General features: G+C 57.1%; 20 protein-coding genes. 7 read left to right on the top strand and 13 right to left on the bottom strand.

Features of this window, described 5'->3' with window-relative positions; all coding sequences use genetic code 11:
* Positions 1-64: 64 nt before the first annotated feature.
* The 4 genes from lldD to PGR29_RS17460 all read right to left on the bottom strand — a co-directional run bounded on the left by lldD (position 65) and on the right by PGR29_RS17460 (position 4337).
* Positions 65-1249, bottom strand: a complete 1185-nt coding sequence (gene lldD / locus PGR29_RS17445; protein WP_113374036.1) for an FMN-dependent L-lactate dehydrogenase LldD — start codon at positions 1247-1249, stop codon at positions 65-67.
* The gene (gene lldR, locus PGR29_RS17450; protein WP_015369184.1) at positions 1249-2022 is read right to left on the bottom strand and encodes a transcriptional regulator LldR; all 774 of its coding nucleotides are present in this window, start codon (positions 2020-2022) and stop codon (positions 1249-1251) included. Before lldR ends, lldD begins: the two co-directional genes overlap by 1 nt.
* Complete coding sequence (lldP, locus tag PGR29_RS17455; protein ID WP_047053583.1) at positions 2019-3674, bottom strand: L-lactate permease; 1656 nt, start codon at positions 3672-3674, stop codon at positions 2019-2021. The genes lldR and lldP overlap by 4 nt, the downstream gene beginning before the upstream one ends.
* 300 nt (positions 3675-3974) lie before the next feature.
* Positions 3975-4337, bottom strand: coding sequence for a YibL family ribosome-associated protein (locus PGR29_RS17460; protein ID WP_015369186.1), 363 nt, complete (start codon positions 4335-4337; stop codon positions 3975-3977).
* A gap of 274 nt (positions 4338-4611) precedes the next feature.
* Here PGR29_RS17460 and PGR29_RS17465 point away from each other — a divergent pair, with 274 nt between their 5' ends.
* On the top strand, positions 4612-4836 hold the full coding sequence (locus tag PGR29_RS17465; protein WP_087858945.1) for a hypothetical protein: 225 nt from the start codon (positions 4612-4614) through the stop codon (positions 4834-4836).
* Here PGR29_RS17465 and mtlR read toward each other — a convergent pair.
* The 3 genes from mtlR to mtlA form a co-directional block, all read right to left on the bottom strand.
* Positions 4825-5421 carry a mannitol operon repressor MtlR gene (mtlR, locus tag PGR29_RS17470; protein WP_020077694.1) on the bottom strand — a complete coding sequence of 199 codons (597 nt, stop codon included), beginning with the start codon at positions 5419-5421 and terminating at the stop codon, positions 4825-4827. The two genes, PGR29_RS17465 and mtlR, sit on opposite strands and share 12 nt — an antisense overlap.
* Positions 5421-6569 (bottom strand): mannitol-1-phosphate 5-dehydrogenase, encoded by a 1149-nt coding sequence (gene mtlD / locus PGR29_RS17475; protein WP_316425022.1) that lies wholly within the window; start codon positions 6567-6569, stop codon positions 5421-5423. Before mtlD ends, mtlR begins: the two co-directional genes overlap by 1 nt.
* A 101-nt stretch (positions 6570-6670) precedes the next feature.
* On the bottom strand, positions 6671-8581 hold the full coding sequence (gene mtlA, locus PGR29_RS17480) for a PTS mannitol transporter subunit IICBA (protein WP_047047680.1): 1911 nt from the start codon (positions 8579-8581) through the stop codon (positions 6671-6673).
* 538 nt (positions 8582-9119) lie between these two features.
* Here mtlA and PGR29_RS17485 point away from each other — a divergent pair.
* The 6 genes from PGR29_RS17485 to yiaY all read left to right on the top strand — a co-directional run bounded on the left by PGR29_RS17485 (position 9120) and on the right by yiaY (position 15995).
* Positions 9120-9485 carry a DUF3302 domain-containing protein gene (locus PGR29_RS17485; protein ID WP_087858947.1) on the top strand — a complete coding sequence of 122 codons (366 nt, stop codon included), beginning with the start codon at positions 9120-9122 and terminating at the stop codon, positions 9483-9485.
* Positions 9486-9487: 2 nt separating this feature from the next.
* Positions 9488-10624: an HlyD family secretion protein gene (locus PGR29_RS17490; protein WP_087858948.1), complete on the top strand. Its 1137-nt coding sequence runs from the start codon at positions 9488-9490 to the stop codon at positions 10622-10624.
* A 91-nt stretch (positions 10625-10715) separates the two neighbouring features.
* The gene (locus PGR29_RS17495; RefSeq protein WP_316425023.1) at positions 10716-11324 is read left to right on the top strand and encodes a glutathione S-transferase; all 609 of its coding nucleotides are present in this window, start codon (positions 10716-10718) and stop codon (positions 11322-11324) included.
* A 105-nt stretch (positions 11325-11429) separates the two neighbouring features.
* Positions 11430-12818: an L-seryl-tRNA(Sec) selenium transferase gene (gene selA / locus PGR29_RS17500; protein WP_308957652.1), complete on the top strand. Its 1389-nt coding sequence runs from the start codon at positions 11430-11432 to the stop codon at positions 12816-12818.
* On the top strand, positions 12815-14674 hold the full coding sequence (gene selB / locus PGR29_RS17505) for a selenocysteine-specific translation elongation factor (protein WP_316425024.1): 1860 nt from the start codon (positions 12815-12817) through the stop codon (positions 14672-14674). Before selA ends, selB begins: the two co-directional genes overlap by 4 nt.
* A 169-nt stretch (positions 14675-14843) precedes the next feature.
* The gene (gene yiaY, locus PGR29_RS17510; protein WP_113374030.1) at positions 14844-15995 is read left to right on the top strand and encodes an L-threonine dehydrogenase; all 1152 of its coding nucleotides are present in this window, start codon (positions 14844-14846) and stop codon (positions 15993-15995) included.
* Positions 15996-16035: 40 nt separating this feature from the next.
* On the opposite strand, the gene araD is transcribed toward yiaY, so the two are convergent.
* Genes araD through PGR29_RS17540 form a run of 6 tightly spaced genes read right to left on the bottom strand, consistent with a single transcriptional unit; the run spans position 16036 to position 22086 of the window.
* Positions 16036-16734, bottom strand: a complete 699-nt coding sequence (gene araD / locus PGR29_RS17515) for an L-ribulose-5-phosphate 4-epimerase (protein WP_213317596.1) — start codon at positions 16732-16734, stop codon at positions 16036-16038.
* Entirely contained in the window at positions 16728-17588 is an 861-nt protein-coding gene (locus tag PGR29_RS17520; protein WP_271032715.1) for an L-ribulose-5-phosphate 3-epimerase, read from the bottom strand. Before PGR29_RS17520 ends, araD begins: the two co-directional genes overlap by 7 nt.
* The gene (ulaD, locus tag PGR29_RS17525; RefSeq protein ID WP_047047705.1) at positions 17581-18243 is read right to left on the bottom strand and encodes a 3-keto-L-gulonate-6-phosphate decarboxylase UlaD; all 663 of its coding nucleotides are present in this window, start codon (positions 18241-18243) and stop codon (positions 17581-17583) included. Before ulaD ends, PGR29_RS17520 begins: the two co-directional genes overlap by 8 nt.
* On the bottom strand, positions 18240-19745 hold the full coding sequence (locus PGR29_RS17530) for an FGGY-family carbohydrate kinase (protein ID WP_316425025.1): 1506 nt from the start codon (positions 19743-19745) through the stop codon (positions 18240-18242). The genes ulaD and PGR29_RS17530 overlap by 4 nt, the downstream gene beginning before the upstream one ends.
* Positions 19746-19792: 47 nt before the next feature.
* Positions 19793-21112 (bottom strand): MFS transporter, encoded by a 1320-nt coding sequence (locus tag PGR29_RS17535; RefSeq protein WP_316425026.1) that lies wholly within the window; start codon positions 21110-21112, stop codon positions 19793-19795.
* Between the two features lie 50 nt (positions 21113-21162).
* A complete protein-coding gene (locus PGR29_RS17540; RefSeq protein WP_308957657.1) occupies positions 21163-22086 on the bottom strand; it encodes a DUF4862 family protein in 924 nt (307 codons plus the stop codon).
* Positions 22087-22120 lie beyond the last annotated feature (34 nt).

The following is a 22120-nucleotide window of genomic DNA, read 5'->3' on the forward strand; positions in this document are numbered from 1 at the left end:
CGACCCTCTCCCAGAGGGAGAAAACCGATTCCAGCAGGGGCGGTGTAAGGGAAAACGCGGGGAATTACGCGGCGTTGCCCTGCTTGAGCGCATCAAAGGTCTGCAGCGCTTCGGCATTTTGCACCAGCGAATCACGGCTGATTTCGCTGATGGATTTCGCCCCGGTCAGCGTCATCGCCACTTTCATCTCTTTCTCGATAAGAGTGAGCAGATTCGCCACCCCTTGCTTGCCGTGGGTCGCCAGCGCGTACAGATACGCGCGGCCCAGCAGCACGCTGTCAGCGCCCAGGGCGATCATCCGCACCACGTCGAGACCGTTGCGGATGCCGCTGTCGGCGAGAATAGTGATGTCGCCTTTAACCGCATCGGCAATGGCGGGCAGGGCGCGGGCGGAAGAGAGCACGCCGTCAAGCTGACGGCCGCCGTGGTTAGAGACGACAATACCGTCAGCGCCGAAGCGCACCGCATCGCGGGCGTCCTCCGGGTCGAGGATCCCTTTGATCACCATCGGGCCGTCCCAGAAGTCGCGGATCCACTCCAGGTCTTTCCATGAAATCGACGGATCGAAATTATTCGCCAGCCAGCCAATGTAATCCTCAAGCCCGGTCGGTTTGCCGAGGTAGGCGGAGATATTGCCCAGATCGTGCGGGCGACCGTTGAGACCGACGTCCCATGCCCACTGCGGATGAGTGACGGCCTGCCAGTAGCGGCGCATGGCGGCGTTCGGACCGCTCATGCCAGAATGGGCGTCGCGATAGCGCGCGCCGGGGGTCGGCATATCCACGGTAAAGACCAGCGTGGAGCAGCCCGCAGCTTTGGCGCGCTCCAGCGCATTGCGCATAAATCCGCGATCGCGCAGGACATACAGCTGGAACCACATCGGGCGCTTGATGGTCGGGGCGACCTCTTCAATCGGGCAAACGGAAACGGTAGAGAGGGTAAACGGGATGCCTTTGTCGTCCGCCGCGCCCGCCGCCTGCACTTCGCCGCGGCGCGCGTACATGCCGCACAGTCCGACCGGCGCCAGCGCCGTCGGCATCGCTAGCTTCTCGTTGAATAACGTGGTCTCCAGGCTCAGATCCGACATATTGCGCAGAATGCGCTGACGGAGCGCCACGTCGGAGAGGTCTTCAACGTTGCGGCGCAGGGTATGTTCGGCGTAGGCGCCGCCGTCGATATAGTGGAACAGAAACGGTGGCAGGATACGCTGTGCGGCGGCGCGATAGTCGCTGGCGGCGGAAATAATCATCACGAGTTCTCCCTGGAATTTTCATTGTGGTCACCGGGCAGGCGGGTAATGCGCGCCTGGCGGGCCTGGTCTTCATCAAAACGTTTAATGGTGGCGTGGACAAAACCGAGGTGAGCCATCATCGCCTGGCGGGCGCCTTCCGCGTCGCCGGCGAAGATCGCTTCCATTACCGCCTGATGTTGTTCGGTCAGACGCGCGAACACCGGCGGCACCAGATACATGCGCTGGCGGCTCTGCTTCACCGAGGATTGCAGAAGCTCGAAGAAACCGCGCATGGTTTGCAGCAGCACCACATTATGTGAGGCTTCAGCGATCGCCAGGTGGAAGCGAACATCCGCCTGTGAGGCGAGATCCGGGTCATCGCTGAGGGTGGCTTCAAAACAGAGGCGGATTTTTTCTTTTTCGGCGTCGGTGGCCCGCATCGCCGCGTGCCAGGCGGTGCTGGCTTCAATAGCGTGGCGGGCTTCGAGAATATCAAAACTGTAGTCGGGGTCGTCGGCGAGCAGCGTTTTCAGCGGCTGGACGATGTTTTGCTCCGACCAGGGTTCATGCTGCCAACGCACGAAGGTGCCGCCGCCGCGACGGCTAAGCAGCACCCCTTCGTTGACCAGCATCGCCAGCGCTTCACGCAGCGAATTGCGTGAAACACCGAGCTGGACGGCAAGCTGGCGCTCGGCGGGCAAACGCATGCCCGCCTCCAGCTGTTGTTCTTCTATCAGCGCCCGGACGCGGTTTGCGACGTCGTCAGCCAGGCGTTTTGGCATCACTTTCACGGAATCATCCAGGTTAAGACATAAGCCTGCAGGGTGGTAATCAGGCCCACCATGCAGGTGAATATCAGGCTGTGCTTGACGGTAAAGCGGAACAGGTCCGACTCTTTACCCACCAGGCCTACCGCGGCGCAGGCAATGGCGATCGACTGCGGCGAAATCATCTTGCCCGTCACCCCACCGGTGGTATTCGCGGCGACCAGCAGAATATCGGAGACGCCGATTTGCTGGGCTGCCGTCGCCTGCAGCGCGGCGAATAGCGCGTTAGACGAGGTATCCGAACCGGTCAGGAAGACCCCCAGCCAGCCGAGGAACGGCGAGAAGAAGGTAAACGCATGGCCGGTATGCGCCAGCGCCAACGCCAGCGTCGATGACAGCCCGGAGTAGTTCGAGATAAAGGCGAACGCCAGCACCATACCGATGGAGTAAATCGGCAGCGCCAGCTCTTTCAACGTCCCGGCGAAGGTGGTCAGCGCATCCTTTGGCTTCATACGCAGCCAGACGATAGACAGTATAGCGGCGAACAGAATGGCGGTGCCGGTCGCCGACAGCCAGTCGAATTTATACACCGCGGCGTACGGTGTCGCGGCGCTCACCACCGGCGGCATACGGGCGACCATTTTGTCGAGGAACGGTACCGGGATGTTAACCACGAAGTCATACATCGCCCCGCCCGGCGCAAACAGCGCTTTAAACGGCGGTACGCTCCACAGGGTGACGGTGGCGGTGAGGAACAGGAACGGTGACCAGGCGCGAATGACCTGACCGGCGGTGTAATGCGTGCGCGCCAGCGTTTGATCAACCTGCGCGGCGCCCATATCGCCAAAGCGGAAGATACGTACCGGCTGCCAGCGCTTGAGGAACAGCGTCAGGCATACCAGCGACACCAGCGAAGAGATGATGTCCGGCAGTTCCGGGCCGAGGAAGTTAGAGCTGAGGTACTGTGCGATAGCGAACGAGCCGCCCGCGACCATCACCGCAGGCCACGTCTCTTTCACCCCGCGCCAGCCGTCCATAATCGCCATGATCCAGAACAGCACGATAATGGTCAGGAACGGCAGTTGGCGGCCAACCATCTGGCCGATGGCGAAACTATCGATGCCGGTCACTTGACCGGCGACCAGAATCGGGATCCCCATGGCGCCGAAGGCCACCGGCGCGGTGTTAACAATCAGGCACAGCCCGGCGGCGTACAGCGGATTGAAACCAAGCCCGACCAGCAGCGCGGCGGTGATCGCCACCGGCGCGCCGAAACCGGCGGCCCCTTCGAGGAAGGCGCCAAAGGAGAAGCCCACAATCAGCATCTGCAGGCGCTGGTCCGGCGTAATTGAAAGAATCGACGAGCGGATAATGTCGAACTGCCCGGTCTTCACCGAGATTTTATAGACGAAGACCGCGGCGATAATAATCCACGCGATAGGCCACAGGCCGTAGAAGAAGCCGTATACCACCGACGATAAGGCGCGATCGACCGGCATTTTGTAGAACAGCAGGGCGACAAGCAGCGCGATGGCTACGGTCCAGGTGGCGGCGACATAGCCTTTAAGCTTGAGCTTAATCAGGGCGAAAAAGAAAAACAGAATCGGTAGTGAGGCGATAAGGCTCGATAGCCAGATATTACCAGCCGGATCGTAATTTTGTTGCCAGAGGTTCATGCAGGTCTCCATCGGGCCACATCCAATGCGTCAGGTTGGGTCTGCGCCCATTGCCGATCACACTGTTTGTAAAATTGGCCCAGCCAAATTGCGATTGTAGGGTTAACGACAATTGATGGTTAACCAAATGTTATGGCATGGCAACGCGTTTGTGATGCAAGGTGATGGATATGTGAACCGATTGACGGTTTAAGAAATAATTGGTTGGGCCAATTTGGCGAGAAAGGGGAAATTGGCTGTGAGTTCACGGCCCGGTAGGGCTACCGGGTAATAGACGACGAACTCACAGCGGGCAAAAGATTAAAACTCGCTCTTCGCGAAGCCGGTCATCTCTTTAAGGCCCATTTCACGGCCCAGCGCGGTCATCGGGTGGACGACAACCAGTCCGCGCACGCTTTTCTTCAGCTTGCCCATATCGGCCTGCTCTTTCTTGGTAATGGCGCGACGATGCGGCATGCTCATCAGCTTCTGCGCTTCTTTGCTCAGCTTCTGCGACTGAACGGAACGCAGACGTTCGATTTCCGTTTCCAGGGTCGCTTTTTCTTTTTCCAGCTCCGCGTATTTATCGGCGGCTTCGACCAGCGACAGGTCGGCCTGCTGGTGGCGGATGGCGTCGAGACGGTCGCTCAAACGCTTGATTTCATTCTTTTCGACTTCTTTCATGGTAATTTTATCTGTGAATAAAAGGGCTTCGACGTTACATAGTATGGGCCGGGCGGGCCTTTGTTGATAGTTTTTTATCGAAATACTCGCGGCGACACGGCCATAAGCATAAGAATCAATATATTATAATTGACTGAATAATAATGATATTGTCGTTTTAACTCAGCTGTTTGTCATTTTTGTGAAGCCTGACGGCCATTCCGCACGTTTTCCTCAACTTGCTCCTTTTTTTCGCCAATCCTTAATCAGATCCCCCTGAACAGAGGAGAGCGTGATGGCGAAAATCGGCGACGGCATCCCACGTATCATCGATAAAACGGTAGATTTCATGGCCTCGAGCCAGGCGTTTATGGAATATCTGAAAAAATGCCCGCGTTTACAGCGGATACCGCGCGATATTCCTGAGGATAAAAAAGCGCTATTTCTGAGTCGTCTGGAGTATTACCGGCAGCTGTACCGGCCGACGTGCGACCAGCAAGAAACGGAGTCAGAGCGTTGATTTCTGGAAGGCTTTTTTTAAGCTGATTCGGGAAATCAGCTCAGTCAGAGACAACACCATCGTAGAACGTACCATCTGCTGGTAGCGCAGTTTCTGCATTGCCAGCAGTTCCTTATCGCTCTCATCAAACAGCGGCGTCGGCGGAAGCGCGGCGACGCAGTGCAGCTCGCCTAACGGCCCGAGAATTTCATCGTCGGTGAAAGCGTACTCATTGCCGTCATGATTGAGCTCTTCACGCAGGGCCATCAATAGCTCGGCATCTTCGTATTCGGCGCGGCTTATCACCCCAAGGCCGTAGATAAGCTTCAGGCGTACGGAAAGGTCGCCCAGCGGCCCACTGCCGTCCAGCAATGGCTCCACTGCGTATTTCACCGCGTAATCGTCTTTGCGGAATACCTGAAGTACCAGAATATTGACCGCCTCCGTCAGGAGTTCGACGGCGGCTATCAGGAAACTTCTTACGGTCTTACCAGCATTTAAACGCTCAAGTACGCGGTTTTCAAATGCCTGTGTTTCTTCCATTATTGCCTGCATATCGGACAGGAGTGGTATTGGGCGCGGCATCGGCCGCGCCAGGTTGTACATCATTTTATCGCGTTATAGTCGTTAACGGCTTCCGCCACTACAGCGCTTGCGGCATCCAGACCGGAAATCTGCGCCAGCGCGGCCTGTGGCCCTTTTTCGGCAATCAGCGCCGCCAGTTCCTGCGCCTGCGGATCGTCTTCGCTGCGGAAATGCATGGCCGCGGCAATTCCTTTTACCAGATTCCGGTGCGGCAGGCCGTATTCCAGCGTGCCAAGCAGCGGCTTGATTAAACGATCGCCCGCGCTCAGTTTACGCAGCGGCTGGCGGCCGACGCGCTCCACATCATCTTTCAGATACGGGTTCTCGAAACGACCGAGGATCTTCTGGATATAAGCCGCGTGTTTCTGCGCATCAAAGCTGTAGCGTTTGATCAGCACCGCGCCGCTCTCTTCCATCGCGCCTTTTACGACGGCGCGAATGCTCTCATCGAGAATCGCGTCGCGAATCGTTTGATGGCCCGCCAGTTTCCCGAGGTAGGCGGTTATAGCATGCCCGGTGTTTAAGGTGAATAGCTTACGTTCGACAAATGCCATCAGGTTATCGGTTAATTCCATTCCTGGGATGTTCGGCAGCTCGCCTTTAAACTGGGTTTTATCCACAATCCATTCGCTGAAGGTTTCAACGGTGACTTCCAGCGGATCGTGGGTAGCGGAAGCCGATGGCGGCACGATGCGGTCTACGGCGGAATCGACGAAGCCGATATGCGCTTCAACCCATGCTTTATCTTCTTCCGCCAGCGCGTTAAACACATGGCCTTTCAGCTGGGTGGTGCCGCGCACCATGTTTTCGCAGGCGATGATATTCAGCGGGCGTTCAATACCCTGCGCTTTGCGTTTCACCAGGCCTTTGGCGATGGCCGGAGCGATACGCTCCAGAACGACGGGACCGACGGCGGTGGTCACCAGGTCGACAGTGGCGATCAGATCCACCACTTCATCGCCAATGCTGCTGACGGCATTCACGCCGGAGACGGTGTCAACCTGTTCGTTTTCGCCCACCACGTGAACCTGATAGCTATGACGGGCATTCAGGGCGTCAAGGACCACCTGATTAACATCGGCGAACGTGAGGGTGATACCGGCGTCAGCCAGCAGTTTGCCAATGAAGCCACGTCCAATATTACCTGCGCCAAAATGTAATGCTTTCATAGTATTAACCTTCAATTAATGTTTTTACCTGAGAGGGCTGGGGTGAGGCATTTCCCTCACCCCAACCCTCTCCCAGAGGGAGAGGGAATGGACCTCGCGGGTTATTTATTCAGCAGCGACAGAACTTCTTCGACGCTGGTGGTTTTCGCCAGCCGCTCAATCACGGTTTCGTCATCCAGCGCGTTGGTCAGGCTGGTGATAACGTGAATGTGTTCGTTGTTGCGGGCGGCGATACCAATGACCAGACGTGCGACTTCATCTTCTTCTTCACCGAAGCGCACGCCTTCCGGATACTGGCAGAAGACGACGCCGGTTTTCAGCACCCGGTCTTTCGCTTCGATGGTACCGTGCGGTACCGCGATGGATTCGCCAAGATAGGTCGAGGTCAGCTTCTCGCGGTCGAGCATCGCCTGCACATATTCCGGCTCAACGTATCCACCTTTCACCAGTTGTTCACCGGCGAAGCGAATCGCCTCTTCTTTGGTGGCCGCTTTGCGCCCAAGGAAGATGTTATCCGCGCCCAGCTGGAACAGGTTTTTGTCGTCATTATCAAAACTATCTTTCAGGCTATCGGTGACTTTCACTTCGTTGTCGATGTGGCGCTGCGCCGCCACCAGACGCTCGGTCAGGCTGGTGTACAGGCCGCTGTCGAGGAAGTTGGTCAGCGAAATGTGCTGCGCCTGTGGTACTTGGCGCATGGCGCGCTCGGTCAGATCGCGGTGGGTGATCACCAGGTCGACATCCGGCGGCAGGTTGTTAATTGCGCTGTTGGTAACCGAAATGTTGCTCAGTCCGGCATCCTGCACCTTCTTACGCAGTACCCCGGCGCCCATGGCGCTGGAACCCATACCGGCGTCGCAGGCAACGATGATTTTACGCACGTGGCTCAGGTCGTTAGCCACGTCGCCCGCCGCCAGCGGCGTCGCCGCGCCTTTGGACTCGGCCTTCATGTCGTGCATGCGACGAGTCGCCGCTTCGATATCGTCTTCTTCTTTCACTTTGCTGGTTTTCAGCAGGATGGCAGAGACAATAAAGGAGACCGCCATCGCCGCGATAATGGCCGCGATGTTAGCGAAGTAGGCGCCTTTTGGCGTCATCGCCAGTACCGCCAGAATGGAACCCGGGGAAGCAGGGGAAACCAGGCCGCCGTTGAGGATAGTCAGGGTGAAGACGCCGGTCATACCGCCGAGGATAACGGCCAGAATCAGACGCGGGTTCATCAGCACGTACGGGAAGTAAATTTCGTGAATACCGCCCAGGAAGTGGATGATTGCCGCACCGCCCGCAGACTGCTTCGCGCTGCCGCGGCCAAAGAACATGTACGCCAGCAGAACGCCCATCCCCGGACCCGGGTTAGCTTCAATCAAGAAGAAGATGGATTTGCCAAGCTCATGGGACTGCTGGATACCCAGCGGCGAGAAGATACCGTGGTTAATCGCGTTATTGAGGAACAGGATTTTCGCCGGTTCAACAAAGATAGACGCCAGCGGCAGCATGTCGTGCGCCACCATGAAGTTAACGCCGGCCGCCAGCAGTTTTGACAGCACTTCAACCGCCGGGCCGATGCCGAGGAACGCCAGAATGGCAAGGATCATCCCGATAATGCCGGCGGAGAAGTTATTCACCAGCATTTCGAAACCGGATTTGATCTTACCGTCTACCCAGGCGTCAAATTTCTTAATGCAGTAGCCGCCGAGCGGGCCGGCGATCATCGAGCCGAGGAACATCGGCATATCCGCACCAACGATAACGCCCATGGTGGTGATAGCGCCGACGACGCCGCCTCGTTCGCCGCCAACCAGCTTACCGCCGGTATAACCGATCAGCAGCGGCAGCAGGTAGGTGATCATCGGGCCGACCAGCTTCGCCAGCGTCTCGTTCGGCAACCACCCTGTTGGAATAAATAACGCGGTGATAATCCCCCACGCGATAAACGCGCCGATATTCGGCATCACCATATTGCTGAGGAAACGACCAAAGCTTTGCACTTTGATCTTGATATCGGATGACATAAAACACCCCTTCTTCTGTTTTGCTTATCGCGCAGGCTGAACGCCCGAGGTTTGTTGTTAATGTGGCGGCAGAGGTAGCCGGACCCTGATTGATAGTGCGAAATCTGGCACTGAATCGTTAAGCTGTCCAGTGAGCGGCTTTTTATGTGATTTGCGTCACATGAATATAGGTGTCTGGTACTTATATGTAGTGATCTTCATCACAAAAATGATGTGTAAAAAAACAACAACAGGAGATGAATGGCCATAAATCGCATTTTTATGTGATGTTTATCACATTATAACTTTGTGTTTTTGTTATTTGTTTGTGACGTACATCACAAAATATTTTGCGCTCAATTCCGTCATGTGTGATCTGCGGCAGGTTCTGTCTTCCCCAGCGGCCAACGATGTAACTTTGCAACTCACCTGCATGAAGAACATTTTTTGCCGCTGATGGCGGAAATGAAAGCGGTGAATTATGCTCAAATTGTCAGTCAGGCGTCGCTTCAGCGGCGCTCACAATTCCAATAATCTATTAGCGTGAATCGAGGAAATTATGTTTCTCAATTATTTTGCGCTGGGCGTTCTGATCTTCGTTTTCCTGGTTATTTTTTACGGGATTATTATTTTGCACGATATTCCGTATCTGATCGCGAAGAAACGTAATCACCCGCACTCTGATGCGATTCACGTCGCAGGGTGGGTTAGCCTGTTTACGCTGCACGTAATATGGCCATTTTTATGGATTTGGGCGACCCTTTATCAGCCGGAACGCGGCTGGGGAATGCAGCATAAGCCGAATGACGCAGAGCCTGATGGCACCGACAGCGAGCTGGCGCAGCTCAATCAGCGTATTGCGGAACTTGAACATAAAATCGCGCATTTGCAGCCGACAGCGCCGCCGTCCTCGCCGGAGAAATAATCATGGACCTGTTGATCATTTTGACGTACGTGGCCATTGCGTGGTCGGTATTTAAAATATTCCATATTCCGGTAAATAAATGGACAGTCCCGACAGCGGCCTTAGGCGGTGTATTTATTGTTAGCGCGCTTATTTTATTAATGAACTATAACCACCCTTATACTTTTACTGCGCAGAAAGCGGTTATTTCCATTCCTATTACGCCGCAGGTTACCGGCATTGTTAGCAGCGTGACCGATAAAGCCAACCAGCGGGTGAAAAAGGGCGAAGTACTATTTACTATCGACCCGGCGCGCTACCAGGCGCGTGTCGACAGGCTGCAGGCCGATCTGGTCACCGCGTTGCATAGTATCAATACCCTGAAAGCCCAACTGCAGGAAGCCCAGGCGAACACCGTGCGCGTCTCCGCCGAGCGCGACCGGTTGTATAAAGATTATCAGCGCTATTTGAAAGGCAGCCAGGCGCGGGTCAATCCGTTTTCGGAAAGCGATATCGATAATGCGCGGCAAAACTACCTTGCCCAGGATGCGTTGGTGAAAGCCTCGGTCGCCGAGCAGGCGCAGATTCAGAGCCAACTGGATAGTACGCTGAATGGCGAACAGTCGCAGGTGGTGAGCCTGCGCGCACAGTTGGCGGAAGCGAAATATAACCTTGATCAGACCACCGTCCGCGCGCCGAGCGATGGTTACATTACCCAGGTGCTGATTCGCCCGGGAACCTACGCCGCGTCGCTGCCGCTGCGCCCGGTGATGGTCTTTATTCCGCAACAAAAACGGCTGATTGTCGCTCAGTTCCGCCAGAATTCGTTGCTCAGGCTGGAGGCTGGCGATGATGCCGAAGCGGTGTTTAACGCCCTGCCAGGGCAGGTGTTCCACGGTAAACTGGTCAACGTATTGCCGGTGGTGCCTGGCGGGACTTATCAGGCGCAGGGTTCGCTGCAGTCGCTGAGCGTCACGCCGGGTAGCGATGGCGTGCTGGCGACAATTGAGCTGGATCCGGATGCGCAGGTCGATGCGCTACCCGACGGCATCTATGCCCAGGTGGCGGTCTATTCCGACCATTTCACCCACGTGTCGGTGATGAGAAAAGTGCTGCTGCGCATGACCAGCTGGATGCACTACCTCTATCTCGATCATTAATGCGATCGGCGGCAGGTTGAGACAATGTCGCGCCTGCCATTTGCCTGCGCCTGAACCATACTGATCTTTTCGTTGGCGAAAGGAGCAGGCAATGAAACTTATCGGCAGCTACACCAGTCCTTTTGTACGCAAAATTTCTGTCATCTTGCTGGAAAAGGCGATCCCCTTCGAGTTTGTGAACGAATTCCCCTATAACGACGTCAACGGCGTGGCGCAGTACAACCCGCTGGGTAAAGTTCCGGCGCTGCTGACCGATGACGGCGCATGCTGGTTTGATTCGCCCATTATTGCGCAATATCTTGAACTGCTTTACGTCGCGCCGGCGATGCTGCCTACGGAACCTCTGGCGGCGCTGAAGATGCGGCAGCTTGAAGCCTTGTCTGACGGCATCATGGAGGCGGCGATCGCGCTGGTGAGGGAAAAAGCGCGTCCGGCGGCGCAGCAGTCAGAAACCGAACTGCTCCGCCAGCGGGAAAAAATCGCCCGCGGTCTTGATATGTTGGAAGGGTACGCCGCCGACGGCACCTTGCGTCACGGTGAGCTGAATCTGGCGACCATTACTGCCGCCTGCGCCATTGCTTATCTCAATTTCCGTCGCGTGGCGCCCGGCTGGTGCGCGACGCGGCCAAAACTGGTCAAACTGGTCGAGACGTTATTTCAGCGCGCCAGTTTTGCACGTACCGAACCGCCAGGGAGTTGACCCAGGCAGGTAACAGTTTCCTCGCGCAGGCGTTACAATCGCCACTCATTGTTGACTCCCTCTCCCGTCGGGAGGGGGGAAAATAACTTATCGTCAGGTTCACTCATGTCTACCGATACTCGCGCGCTTTATACCCGGCTTCCGGCCATTGATCGTTTACTTCGCGATCCCGCTTTTGCTTTACTGCTCGATCGCCATGGCCATTCGCAAATCGTGGCGCTGCTGCGCCAGATGTTGGATGAGGCGCGGGAGCATATCCGCCAGGCGCAGGCATTGCCAGAGTGGTGCGACGACTGGCCTCAGGAGACCGCCAGCCGGCTGAACCATAGCCAGCAGAGCGCGCTGCGTCCGGTATTCAACCTGACGGGCACCGTGCTGCACACCAATCTGGGGAGAGCCATTCAGGCGGAAGCCGCGGTGCAGGCGGTGGCGCAGGCGATGCGCGCGCCGGTCACGCTGGAATACGATCTCGACGATGCCGGGCGCGGTCATCGCGACCGGGCGCTGGCCGATCTGCTGTGCCGGATCACCGGCGCGGAAGATGCCTGTATCGTCAATAACAACGCGGCGGCGGTGCTGCTGATGCTGGCGGCGACGGCCAGCGGGAAAGAAGTGGTGGTCTCGCGCGGCGAACTGGTCGAGATCGGCGGCGCATTTCGCATCCCCGATGTCATGCGCCAGGCCGGTTGTCTGCTACATGAAGTGGGCACCACTAACCGCACCCACGCCAAAGATTATCGTCAGGCTATCAATGAGCAGACCGCCCTGCTAATGAAAGTGCATACCAGCAACTACAGCATTGAAGGCTTTACCAAAGCGGTCGATGAGGCGGAGCTGGCGGAAATTGGCCGCGAACATGGCGTGCCGGTGGTGGCCGATCTCGGCAGCGGCTCGCTGGTGGATTTGAGCCAGTACGGCTTGCCGAAAGAACCGATGCCGCAGGAATTGATTGCGGCGGGCGTGAACCTGGTGAGCTTTTCCGGCGATAAGCTGCTTGGCGGGCCGCAGGCGGGGATTATCGTCGGCGATCGGGCGCTGATCGCGAAGTTACAGAGTCATCCGCTTAAGCGCGCGCTGCGGGCGGATAAAATGACGCTGGCGGCGCTGGAGGCGACTCTGCGGCTGTATCTGCATCCGGAAGCGCTGACCAACGATCTGCCGACGCTACGTCTGCTAACCCGCCGCGCCGAGGATATCCGCCAGCAGGGCGAGCGTATTCAGCCTGCGTTAGCGGCGCACTATAGCGATTTTGACGTGCGCGTCGAAGCGTGTTTGTCGCAGATCGGCAGCGGGTCGTTGCCGGTCGACCGACTGCCCAGCGCCGCGTTAACCTTTACGCCGCGCGATGGTCGCGGCAGCCAGCTGGAAGCGCTGGCCGCCCGCTGGCGCGCCTTGCCGATACCGACGATCGGCAGAATTTATGATGGCCGCTTATGGCTGGATCTGCGCTGTCTTGAAGATGAACCCCGGTTTATGGAGATGTTATTGAGATGATTATTGCCACCGCCGGACATGTGGACCACGGCAAAACCACGCTGCTGCAGGCGATTACCGGCGTTAACGCCGATCGCCTGCCGGAAGAGAAATCGCGCGGGATGACTATCGATCTCGGCTACGCCTATTGGCCGCAGCCTGATGGCCGGGTGTTAGGTTTTATCGATGTGCCGGGGCATGAAAAGTTTTTGTCCAACATGTTGGCCGGCGTGGGCGGGATCGATCACGCGCTGCTGGTGGTGGCCTGCGATGACGGCGTGATGGCGCAAACCCGCGAGCATCTGGCGATTCTGCAGCTGACGGGAAAACCGACGTTAACCGTCGCGTTGACCAAAACGGACCGCGTGGAAGCGGCGCGCGTTGCCGAAGTTCGGGCGCAGGTGGAATCCACGCTGAGCGAGCTGGGGTTCGACGCCGCCGCTTTCTTCGCTACCGCGGCAACGGAAAACCTCGGCATTGCCGAACTGCGCAGCCATTTGCTACAGCTGGCCGAGCGCGCGCATCCGCAACAGCAGCGTTTTCGTCTGGCGCTGGATCGCGCCTTTACCGTCAAGGGCGCGGGGCTGGTGGTGACCGGGACGGCGTTATCCGGCGAGGTAAAAATCGGCGATACCCTCTGGCTGACCGGCGCCAATAAACCCATGCGCGTCCGCGGGCTACATGCGCAGAATCAGCCGGTTGAACAGGCGCGGGCCGGGCAGCGCATCGCGCTGAATATCGTTGGCGATGCGCAAAAAGAGGATCTCAGCCGCGGTGACTGGCTGCTCTCGGCTCAGCCCGCAGAACCTTGCGAGCGGGCGATCGTCGAGCTGACCTGTCACGCGCCGCTCAGCCAGTGGCAGTCGCTGCATATCCACCATGCCGCCAGCCATATCACCGGCCGCGTTTCGCTACTGGAAGGCAATCTGGCCGAGCTGGTGCTGGATACGCCGCTGTGGCTGGCGGATAACGATCGCCTGGTATTGCGCGATATTTCCGCCCGCTTGACGCTGGCCGGCGCGCGGGTGGTGACGCTGAATCCGCCGCGCCGCGGTAAACGCAAGCCGGAGTATCTGCAGTGGCTTTACGCGCTGGCCGAAGCGCAGGGCGACGACGCGCAGGCGTTGGATATACATCTGCAGCGCGATGCGGTGCGTCTTGACGAGTTTGCCTGGGCGCGGCAGCTGAGCGCTGACGGCCTCACGGCATTAATTAACCGTCCGGACTATCTGCAGGCCGGGAATAGCCTGCTTAGCGCGCCGCTGGCCGCCCGCTGGCAGAAAAAACTGCTCGACGCGCTGGCCCGTTATCACGACCAGCATCGCGATGAACCGGGGCCGGGGCGCGAACGTCTGCGGCGGATTGCGCTGCCGATGGAAGATGAAGCGCTGGTACTGCTGCTGATTGAGCAGATGCGCAGCAGCGGCGTCATTCAAAGCCATCACGGCTGGCTGCACCTGCCGGAGCATAAAGCCGGGTTTACCGATGAGCAGCAGGCCATCTGGCAGCGTGCGGAGCCGCTCTTCGCCGATGAGCCATGGTGGGTACGCGACCTGGCGCGCGATCTGAACGTCGAAGAGTCGTTGATGCGCGCGGTGCTGCGCCAGGCGGCGCAGCAGGGGATGATTACGGCGATCGTGAAAGATCGTTATTATCGTAACGATCGGATTGTTGAATTTGCGCAATTGATCCGCCGTCTGGATCTGCAGCGCGGTTCCACCTGCGCGGCGGATTTTCGCGATACGTTAAATATTGGCCGTAAACTGGCGATTCAAATACTCGAATATTTTGACCGCATTGGCTTTACCCGCCGCCGGGGCAACGATCATCTACTCCGCGATGCGCTGTTATTCCCTGAAAATAAAAACGGCGAATAATAACGCAAATGAAAAATTAAGCCGGTAATGTTTAACAGTACGTTAAAAAATGGAATATTAACGTACTGTTTTTCATCCAATTTCTTGCCGGAAATGGCGTTCAGGTCATGTTTTTTATTACGACATCCTCGTACCCTTCCATGATATTCACCTAAATGAAGGAATCATCATGGCTGCATCGACTTTTTATATTCCGCCAGTGAACGTCATTGGCACTGGTTCTGTTACTGAAGCGATGAATACTATCCAGCAATACGGATATCGTCGGGCATTAATCGTCACCGACGCGATGCTGAATAAATTAGGTATGGCGGGTGAAGTACAAAAGGCGTTACAGGAACGGGATATTTTCAGCGTGGTGTATGACGGCGTGCACCCGAACCCGACGACCCTGAACGTCGAAAGCGGTCTGGCGCTGCTAAAAGAAAATAACTGCGACTGCGTAATTTCCCTGGGCGGCGGCTCGCCGCACGATTGCGCGAAAGGCATCGCGCTGGTCGCGGCAAACGGCGGCAACATCCGTGACTATGAAGGGGTGGACCGTTCGGCGAAACCGCAATTGCCGATGATCGCTATCAATACCACCGCCGGTACGGCTTCCGAAATGACCCGCTTCTGCATCATTACCGATGTCGATCGCCACATCAAAATGGCGATTGTCGATAAACACGTGACGCCGGTTCTGTCGGTTAACGACTCTTCGCTGATGATGGGTATGCCGAAATCTCTGACCGCCGCTACCGGTATGGACGCGCTGACTCACGCTATCGAAGCCTATGTTTCCATCGCGGCGACGCCGATTACCGATGCCTGCGCGTTGAAAGCCATGACCATGATTTCACAGAATTTAACTCATGCAGTGGAAGATGGCAGTAATGAACAGGCGCGTGAAGCGATGGCCTATGCGCAGTTCCTTGCCGGTATGGCCTTCAACAACGCGTCGCTGGGCTACGTCCACGCGATGGCGCACCAGCTGGGCGGCTTCTACGATCTGCCGCACGGCGTCTGCAACGCCGTCCTGCTGCCGTTTGTGCAGGAGTACAACTGCAGCGTCGCCGCCGCGCGTCTGCGTGACTGCGCGCAGGCGATGGGCGTGAACGTAGCCGGGCTGAATGACAAACAGGGTGCGGAAGCCTGCATCGCGGCCATCCGCGAGCTGGCGCGTAAAGTCGGCATCCCGGCTGGTCTGCGCGATCTGAACGTTAAAGAAGAGGATATCCCGCTGCTGGCCAGCAACGCGCTGAAAGATGCCTGCGGTTTAACCAATCCGATTCAGGCGACCCACGAAGAGATTATGGCGATTTTCCGCGCCGCGATGTAATCCGAAAAACTCCCCGGCGGTGATATGCCGCCGGGTGATGTTAGTTTTGCCCGTAATAAGCATTGGCGCCGTGCTTGCGCAGATAATGTTTATCGAGCAGTTCTTGCTGCATATCGGCCAGTTGCGGCGTGAGCTGACGGGAAAAAAGCCCCATATAGGCGCACTCTTCGAGGACGACGGCGTTATGCACGGCGTCGGCGGCGTTTTTACCCCACGCAAACGGACCGTGTGAATGCACTAGCACTGCCGGGACTTGCATAGGATCGAGATCGCGCGCTTCAAAGGTTTTAACGATCACCTCTCCGGTTTGATATTCATATTCACCATTAATTTCATCGGCGGTCATCAGGCGGGTACAGGGGATCGCGCCATAAAAATAATCCGCGTGCGTGGTGCCCCAGGCCGGTAAATCCAACCCTGCCTGCGACCAGATCGTCGCGTGGCGCGAATGGGTGTGAACGATACCGCCGATTTGCGGGTAGCGGCGGTACAACGCAAGGTGGGTTGGCGTATCGGAGGAGGGCTTTTTAGCGCCTTCAACCACATGGCCGCTGGCGATATCGACGACCACCATGTCGTCAGCCTGCATGACGTCGTACTCCACCCCGGATGGCTTGATAACCATCAGCTTTCCCGTTTCGTCGACGGCGCTCACGTTGCCCCAGGTGAACGTCACCAGCTGATGCGCAGGTAGCGCCAGGTTGGCGGCTAATACCTCAGACTTCAATTGTTCTAACATGTGAAACCTCCTTCTTGCATCCGCGCTTCTATCCAGCGGCGCGCCTGTATAATTTCCAGTACCGGCTCTTTGGCTTTTTCCGTCCACATTTCAATTAAGAATGAACCGCGATAGTTCAGCTCATGCAGCGTTTTGAAGATGCCGACAAAATCGACACAACCCTCGCCGAAGGGGACGTCGCGAAACTGCCCCGGCGATTGTGCGGTTACGGGGAGCGTGTCTTTAAGATGGATAGCGGCGATGCGGTCGATGCCCAGTTTGAGCTCGGCGCTGACGTCGTTGCCCCAGGCGCTCAGGTTGCCGACATCCGGATAGACGCTGAACCACGGCGAGGCGAGCATCTCGTCCCATTTTTTCCACTTGCTGATGGAGTTCATAAATGCGGTATCCATAATTTCGACCGCCAGCATGACCTGCGCCGCGGCCGCCTGTTCGACCGCCCACGCCAGTCCTTCGGCAAAACGCTGCTGTGTGCCGTCATCGTGTTCTTCGTAATAGACGTCATAGCCTGCCAGTTGGATGGTGCGGATCCCTAAATCGCGAGCCAGTTGAATGGCTTTGGTCATGATCTCGCGCGCCCGCAGCCGGGTTGATTCATCGCGGCTGCCAAACGGGAAGCGACGATGGGCAGACAGGCACATTGAGGGGATGGCTACCCCGGTTTCCAGCATCGCCGCGACCAGCGAGGCGCGCTGGGTGGCGCTCCACTCCAGGCGCGCCAGACGCTCATCGGTTTCATCGACCGACATTTCGACAAAATCAAAACCGCAGCTTTTCGCCAGCACCAGCCGTTCCGGCCAGCTAAGGTTTTTCGCCAGCGCTTTCTCATAGATACCTAAGGGATGATTACGCATGCTGTTCTCCCCAGATGGCGTCGATTTGGGCGTGGAAATCACCTGCCACCTGCGCGGGCTGCGCCGCGCCCGCCAGGGCGCGTCCGGCAATAAACGCTTTGACGTCAATATCGCTAAACAGGGGTAAGTCGGCCGGCGTGATGCCGCCGGTAATAGACAGTTGCAGGCCGATATCCGACAGCGCTTTCATACGCGCCAGATCGGCGTCGCCCCACTGCTGGCCGCTGGCCTGCGCATCGCGGCCGCGGTGATAAATCGCCTGGCGGACGCCGATGCGGTACCAGTCGCGCGCGTCGTCCAGCGTCCAGTTACCGAAGAGTTCGATCTGAATGTCGCCGCCGCAGGACTGGGCGACGGCATGGCCTTTCTCAACGGTCGCCAGCGGCGCGGCGCAGATAATGGTCATCCAGTTGGCGCCTGCGGCAAAGGCCTGTTGAGCCAGCGTTTCGCCAGCGTCGGCGACTTTCCAGTCGGCGACGATAATTTTATCCGGACACTGGGCGCGCAGGGCTTTTACCGCGTTGAGTCCTTCGGTCAGACACAGAATTGTGCCCGCTTCCACGATATCAACGTGATGGCGCAGTACGGCGACATCGCGCTGAGCGGCTTCCAGGCTGGTATGGTCGAGCGCCAGTTGTAGTAATGGTCGGCTCATAATGTGTGCTCCTTAATGCGGGCGTGATAGCCCTGTAGTGCGCTAATCAACTGCTGGTATTGGCGGTATTTACGCTGATAAAGACGGTGTGCGGTCATGTCAGGCTGCAGGGTTCGTACCGGATGCTGCAGGCTGCTCAGGGCCTCGCGGAAGTGGCGATAGACGCCGGTGCCGACGCGGGCGGCAAGCGCGGCGCCAAAACAACCGGTCTCTTCAACCTGCGGCAGTTCGATGCGCAGGCCGCTGACGTCCGCCAGCATTTGCATCCATACCTCGGAATGCGCCGGTCCGCCGGTGACGCGCAGAGCCTGGACATGGGTAAAGCGCTCACGCATGCGGTTGAGATGCGTCATATGGCTGAAGACCACGCCTTCATACACCGCCTGTAGCAAATGCGCGCGGGTGTGCATGGCCTGCATGCCGTAAAAACCGCCGGTCATCTCCAGGCCGGCGTTGCTACCGTAAAGGAACGGCAGGAAGAAGAGCTCGCTACCGGCTGTTGGCAGGCTGGCGACGGCCTCATTAATCTCGGTAAATGAGAGCCCTCCCCACTGCGCGGTAAACCATTCAAGGTTGCCGGAAGAGGTGGGGCTCGCTTCGTGCACAATGTATTCGCCGTCATTGACGAACCGGCCATAGACGTAAGGATGAGCCTCATGCTCACGCAGTCCGTGGGTGATCCCGCTGGTGACCGCCCAGGTTCCCATCACCGCATTGAGCACTGATTCATCGTTGAGGCCCGCGCAAAGCGCGGTAGAAACCACATCAAACAGACCGCCGACGACGGGCGTTCCCGCCGCCAGACCGGTAACGGCAGCCGCCTGAGCGGTGATTTCCCCGCATATTTCCGCAGAGCCGACGATCGGCGGCAGCGCCTCGTCAATTTCACTAATGCCTAACCACCGGGTCAGGCGCTGGTCGTATTGCCCGCTGTGCATGTTGTAGAGATTGGACTCAGAAATGTTGCTCTCTTCGCAGCCCTTCATCCCGGTTAAACGCCAGCGAAGATAATCATGGGCCATCATGACGCAGCCGATTTGCCCATAGCGCTGCGGTTCATTTTCTTTCAGCCACCGCAGCAGTGAAGCGGGATGGCCGGTCCACAGCGTCTGGCGAGTGAGGGGGTAAAGCTGCTCAGGGATGCCATCCTGTTGCCAGCGCTGAACGATATCTAACGCCCGGCGATCGGAGGAGAGTATTGCGTTACCTAACGGGCGATCCTGTTTATCAAGCAGAAATAGCCCTTTACCCTGCGCGGAGATAGCGATGCCCTTGATTTGCTTACCATTGACGTTAGCGGCGTTGAGCAGCCTGGCGATGGTTTCATGGCAACGTTGCCAGAGCAGATCCATTTCCCGCTCGGCGTAGCCCGGCTGCGCGCTGAGGGTGCGTAAAGGGCAGCGTTCGATACGCCGCTCTACGCCCTGGCTGTTATATAAACCGGCTTTTAGATAAGTACCGCCACAATCGATACCCAGCCAGAAGGTCTCTTTTTCACTCATCTTAGTCTTCCAGTTTTCCGGACGACGCCTGGCCGTCCGGGGCAGTTTTAAGCTGCGTGGTTACGCGGAGTCATGGTCTTTGCGGGTGCTGCGCCGGCATCGCATTTTGCCGGCAGCAGCAGCGCCATCAGGGCCGCCAGCGCCAGTGAGATAGCCAGGCAATAAACGCCGGCATCTTTGCTGTAGAGGGTGATCAGTACGCCTACGGCGTAAGGGCCGCAGAAGCCGCCGAGGTTACCGAGAGCGTTGATCATCCCGCGGGCGCCGCCGGCCATTTCGGCGCTGAACAGGCGCGCCGGTATGGTCCAGAACACGCCTGCGGCGGATTGCAGGAAGAATCCGCAGCCAACCAGCGCGGCATAGGCCAGCCAGATGTGATTTTTCAACGCCACGGAGAGGAACATGCACAGTGCGAAGCCGATCAGCGGCAGGCAGACGAATAGCTTGCGTTTGCCGGTACGGTCGGAGAGCGAAGAGAAAAGGAACATACCGGCAATCGCGCCAACGTAGGGCAGAATAGCGAGCTCGCCGACTTGCCCCATACTGCTATGGGTCAACTCTTTCAGAATGGTCGGCAGCCACAGGGTGTAACCGTAAATCCCGGTTTGATAGAAAAAGTTAAGGGCGATGAGCTGCCACATGGTTTTGTCAGAGAGCACCGCGCCGAGCGAGGCATTTTTGACTTCAGTACCGGCAATCGCCTTTTGTTCCGCCGCCAGCGTTTCGACCAGATAGTTTTTTTCCGCTGCTGATATCCAGCGCGCTTCCTGCGGGCGGTCGTAAACGGTGTATGCCCACAGCGCCAACACGACCACCGAGAGCAAGCCTTCGATAATAAATAGCCAGCGCCAGTCGAGAACGGTGATGATCCAGCCTGACAGCGGGGCGGTAATAATCCCGGCAATCGGCACAAACATAATCACAATGGCGTTGGCGCGGCCGCGTTCAGCGTCCGGGAACCAGTTGCTGATCATCGTTAGCACCACCGGCAGCATGCCGCCTTCCGCCACCCCTAATAAGAAGCGCAGGATCAGCAGTTGGTATTGATTGGTGATTAAACCGGTCAGTACGGAAATAATGGCCCAGGCGACCAGCGACCAGCCGATAAATTTCTTGCCGCTGCCGTGTACGGCGATTTTTCCGCCAGGGACTTGTAAGAATAAATAACCAATAAAGAAAATACCACCAGCGAGCCCCGCCATGGTAGCAGAAATACCCAGTTCGGCATCCATACCGCCCGGCATCGCAAATGCGATATTAACGCGGTCCATATAGGAAATAATACAGGCAATAAGAATCGGTGGGATAATTCTCAGCCAACGCTGGCGTGGAATATCTTTTGCTGTAGGGCGAGAGGTCATGTTCATATTAATATTCTCGTAGAGTAAATATTATGACAATGAAAACGTAGTTGTTCTTATGCGTTTTTTAATATGCTGATACCGTCACGCAAAATGGCTATGCGGTGGTTAACATCGGCATTTGGGTCTATTTCCAATAATTTAATACCGGCGAACTGCAACGATGCGCCTGCAGCGCAGGCGAAAATATCGCGGGCATGCTGCGCGGTCATCAGGCTTTGCGGGCAGAAGGGCGCAAATGGCGCGTGTAAATCCTGCCATTCGCCATATTCACCCTGGCGGGTGGTGCCGGAAAACATCAGCGCGCCCAGTTTACCGGCCTGTTTAACCTGCCGGGTATGGGCCAACGGCAGCGCGGTATCGCGGCCTTCAATGGCCGAGCGCGCCCAGTTGATGCACACGCTTATCTCATGGTCGGCAATGACTTCCAGTACATTATCCAGTGGCAGAAAGCCTTTACGCGGCGCTGGGCCATTCATCGCGTCACAGTGTTCCAGCACCAGATCGCAGCGCCAGTCCCAACTGGCGATTTCTTTGAGCGAGCGTGAAAAGGCGTCCGTTGCCTGGGCGATGTTTTGATCTCCCGCCAGCGGCGCGGCCTGTAGCTCAAGCGCGGTGACTTTACCGGGTTGAATACCGTTGATTTTATTAATTTTGCGATGAAGGTGGCGGTAGTATTCAACGCAGGCTACACGCTGTTGTTCATCGCTGGAGGCCAGGCCGAAGCCGGCGTTTTCTCCGCGGCGGCGCATGGTTTCCATAATGGCGGTAATCACAATTTGCCAGTTATCCGGCGTATGGCGCAGCAGCCACTCATCGCCTAATGGATGGATATGCTCAAGACAAGGCTGTTCTATGCCACGAATATCTGGAGTATCGGCAAGTTGTCGCCAGAATTCCTTCTCTTCCTCTTCACTCTTTTGGTGAAATGAGGGTGCACAGGGATACGCACCGATAATATAACCGGTAGTAATATTCATTATGTGCTCCTGTAAATTTAATGAGATGATTAGT

It is taken from the genome of Klebsiella sp. 141203, from assembly GCF_032601985.1.
Lineage (GTDB): Bacteria > Pseudomonadota > Gammaproteobacteria > Enterobacterales > Enterobacteriaceae > Klebsiella > Klebsiella aerogenes.

Coding starts and splice junctions, on each gene's coding strand:
- PGR29_RS17520 (WP_271032715.1), bottom strand. CDS start 17,588: ATGCGTAATCATCCCTTAGGTATCTATGAGAAAGCGCTGGCGAAAAAC.
- lldP (WP_047053583.1), bottom strand. CDS start 3,674: ATGAACCTCTGGCAACAAAATTACGATCCGGCTGGTAATATCTGGCTA.
- PGR29_RS17495 (WP_316425023.1), top strand. CDS start 10,716: ATGAAACTTATCGGCAGCTACACCAGTCCTTTTGTACGCAAAATTTCT.
- PGR29_RS17490 (WP_087858948.1), top strand. CDS start 9,488: ATGGACCTGTTGATCATTTTGACGTACGTGGCCATTGCGTGGTCGGTA.
- PGR29_RS17540 (WP_308957657.1), bottom strand. CDS start 22,086: ATGAATATTACTACCGGTTATATTATCGGTGCGTATCCCTGTGCACCC.
- PGR29_RS17530 (WP_316425025.1), bottom strand. CDS start 19,745: ATGAGTGAAAAAGAGACCTTCTGGCTGGGTATCGATTGTGGCGGTACT.
- yiaY (WP_113374030.1), top strand. CDS start 14,844: ATGGCTGCATCGACTTTTTATATTCCGCCAGTGAACGTCATTGGCACT.
- selB (WP_316425024.1), top strand. CDS start 12,815: ATGATTATTGCCACCGCCGGACATGTGGACCACGGCAAAACCACGCTG.
- mtlD (WP_316425022.1), bottom strand. CDS start 6,569: ATGAAAGCATTACATTTTGGCGCAGGTAATATTGGACGTGGCTTCATT.
- PGR29_RS17465 (WP_087858945.1), top strand. CDS start 4,612: ATGGCGAAAATCGGCGACGGCATCCCACGTATCATCGATAAAACGGTA.
- PGR29_RS17485 (WP_087858947.1), top strand. CDS start 9,120: ATGTTTCTCAATTATTTTGCGCTGGGCGTTCTGATCTTCGTTTTCCTG.
- selA (WP_308957652.1), top strand. CDS start 11,430: ATGTCTACCGATACTCGCGCGCTTTATACCCGGCTTCCGGCCATTGAT.
- PGR29_RS17460 (WP_015369186.1), bottom strand. CDS start 4,337: ATGAAAGAAGTCGAAAAGAATGAAATCAAGCGTTTGAGCGACCGTCTC.
- lldD (WP_113374036.1), bottom strand. CDS start 1,249: ATGATTATTTCCGCCGCCAGCGACTATCGCGCCGCCGCACAGCGTATC.
- mtlR (WP_020077694.1), bottom strand. CDS start 5,421: ATGTACAACCTGGCGCGGCCGATGCCGCGCCCAATACCACTCCTGTCC.
- PGR29_RS17535 (WP_316425026.1), bottom strand. CDS start 21,112: ATGAACATGACCTCTCGCCCTACAGCAAAAGATATTCCACGCCAGCGT.
- ulaD (WP_047047705.1), bottom strand. CDS start 18,243: ATGAGCCGACCATTACTACAACTGGCGCTCGACCATACCAGCCTGGAA.
- mtlA (WP_047047680.1), bottom strand. CDS start 8,581: ATGTCATCCGATATCAAGATCAAAGTGCAAAGCTTTGGTCGTTTCCTC.
- araD (WP_213317596.1), bottom strand. CDS start 16,734: ATGTTAGAACAATTGAAGTCTGAGGTATTAGCCGCCAACCTGGCGCTA.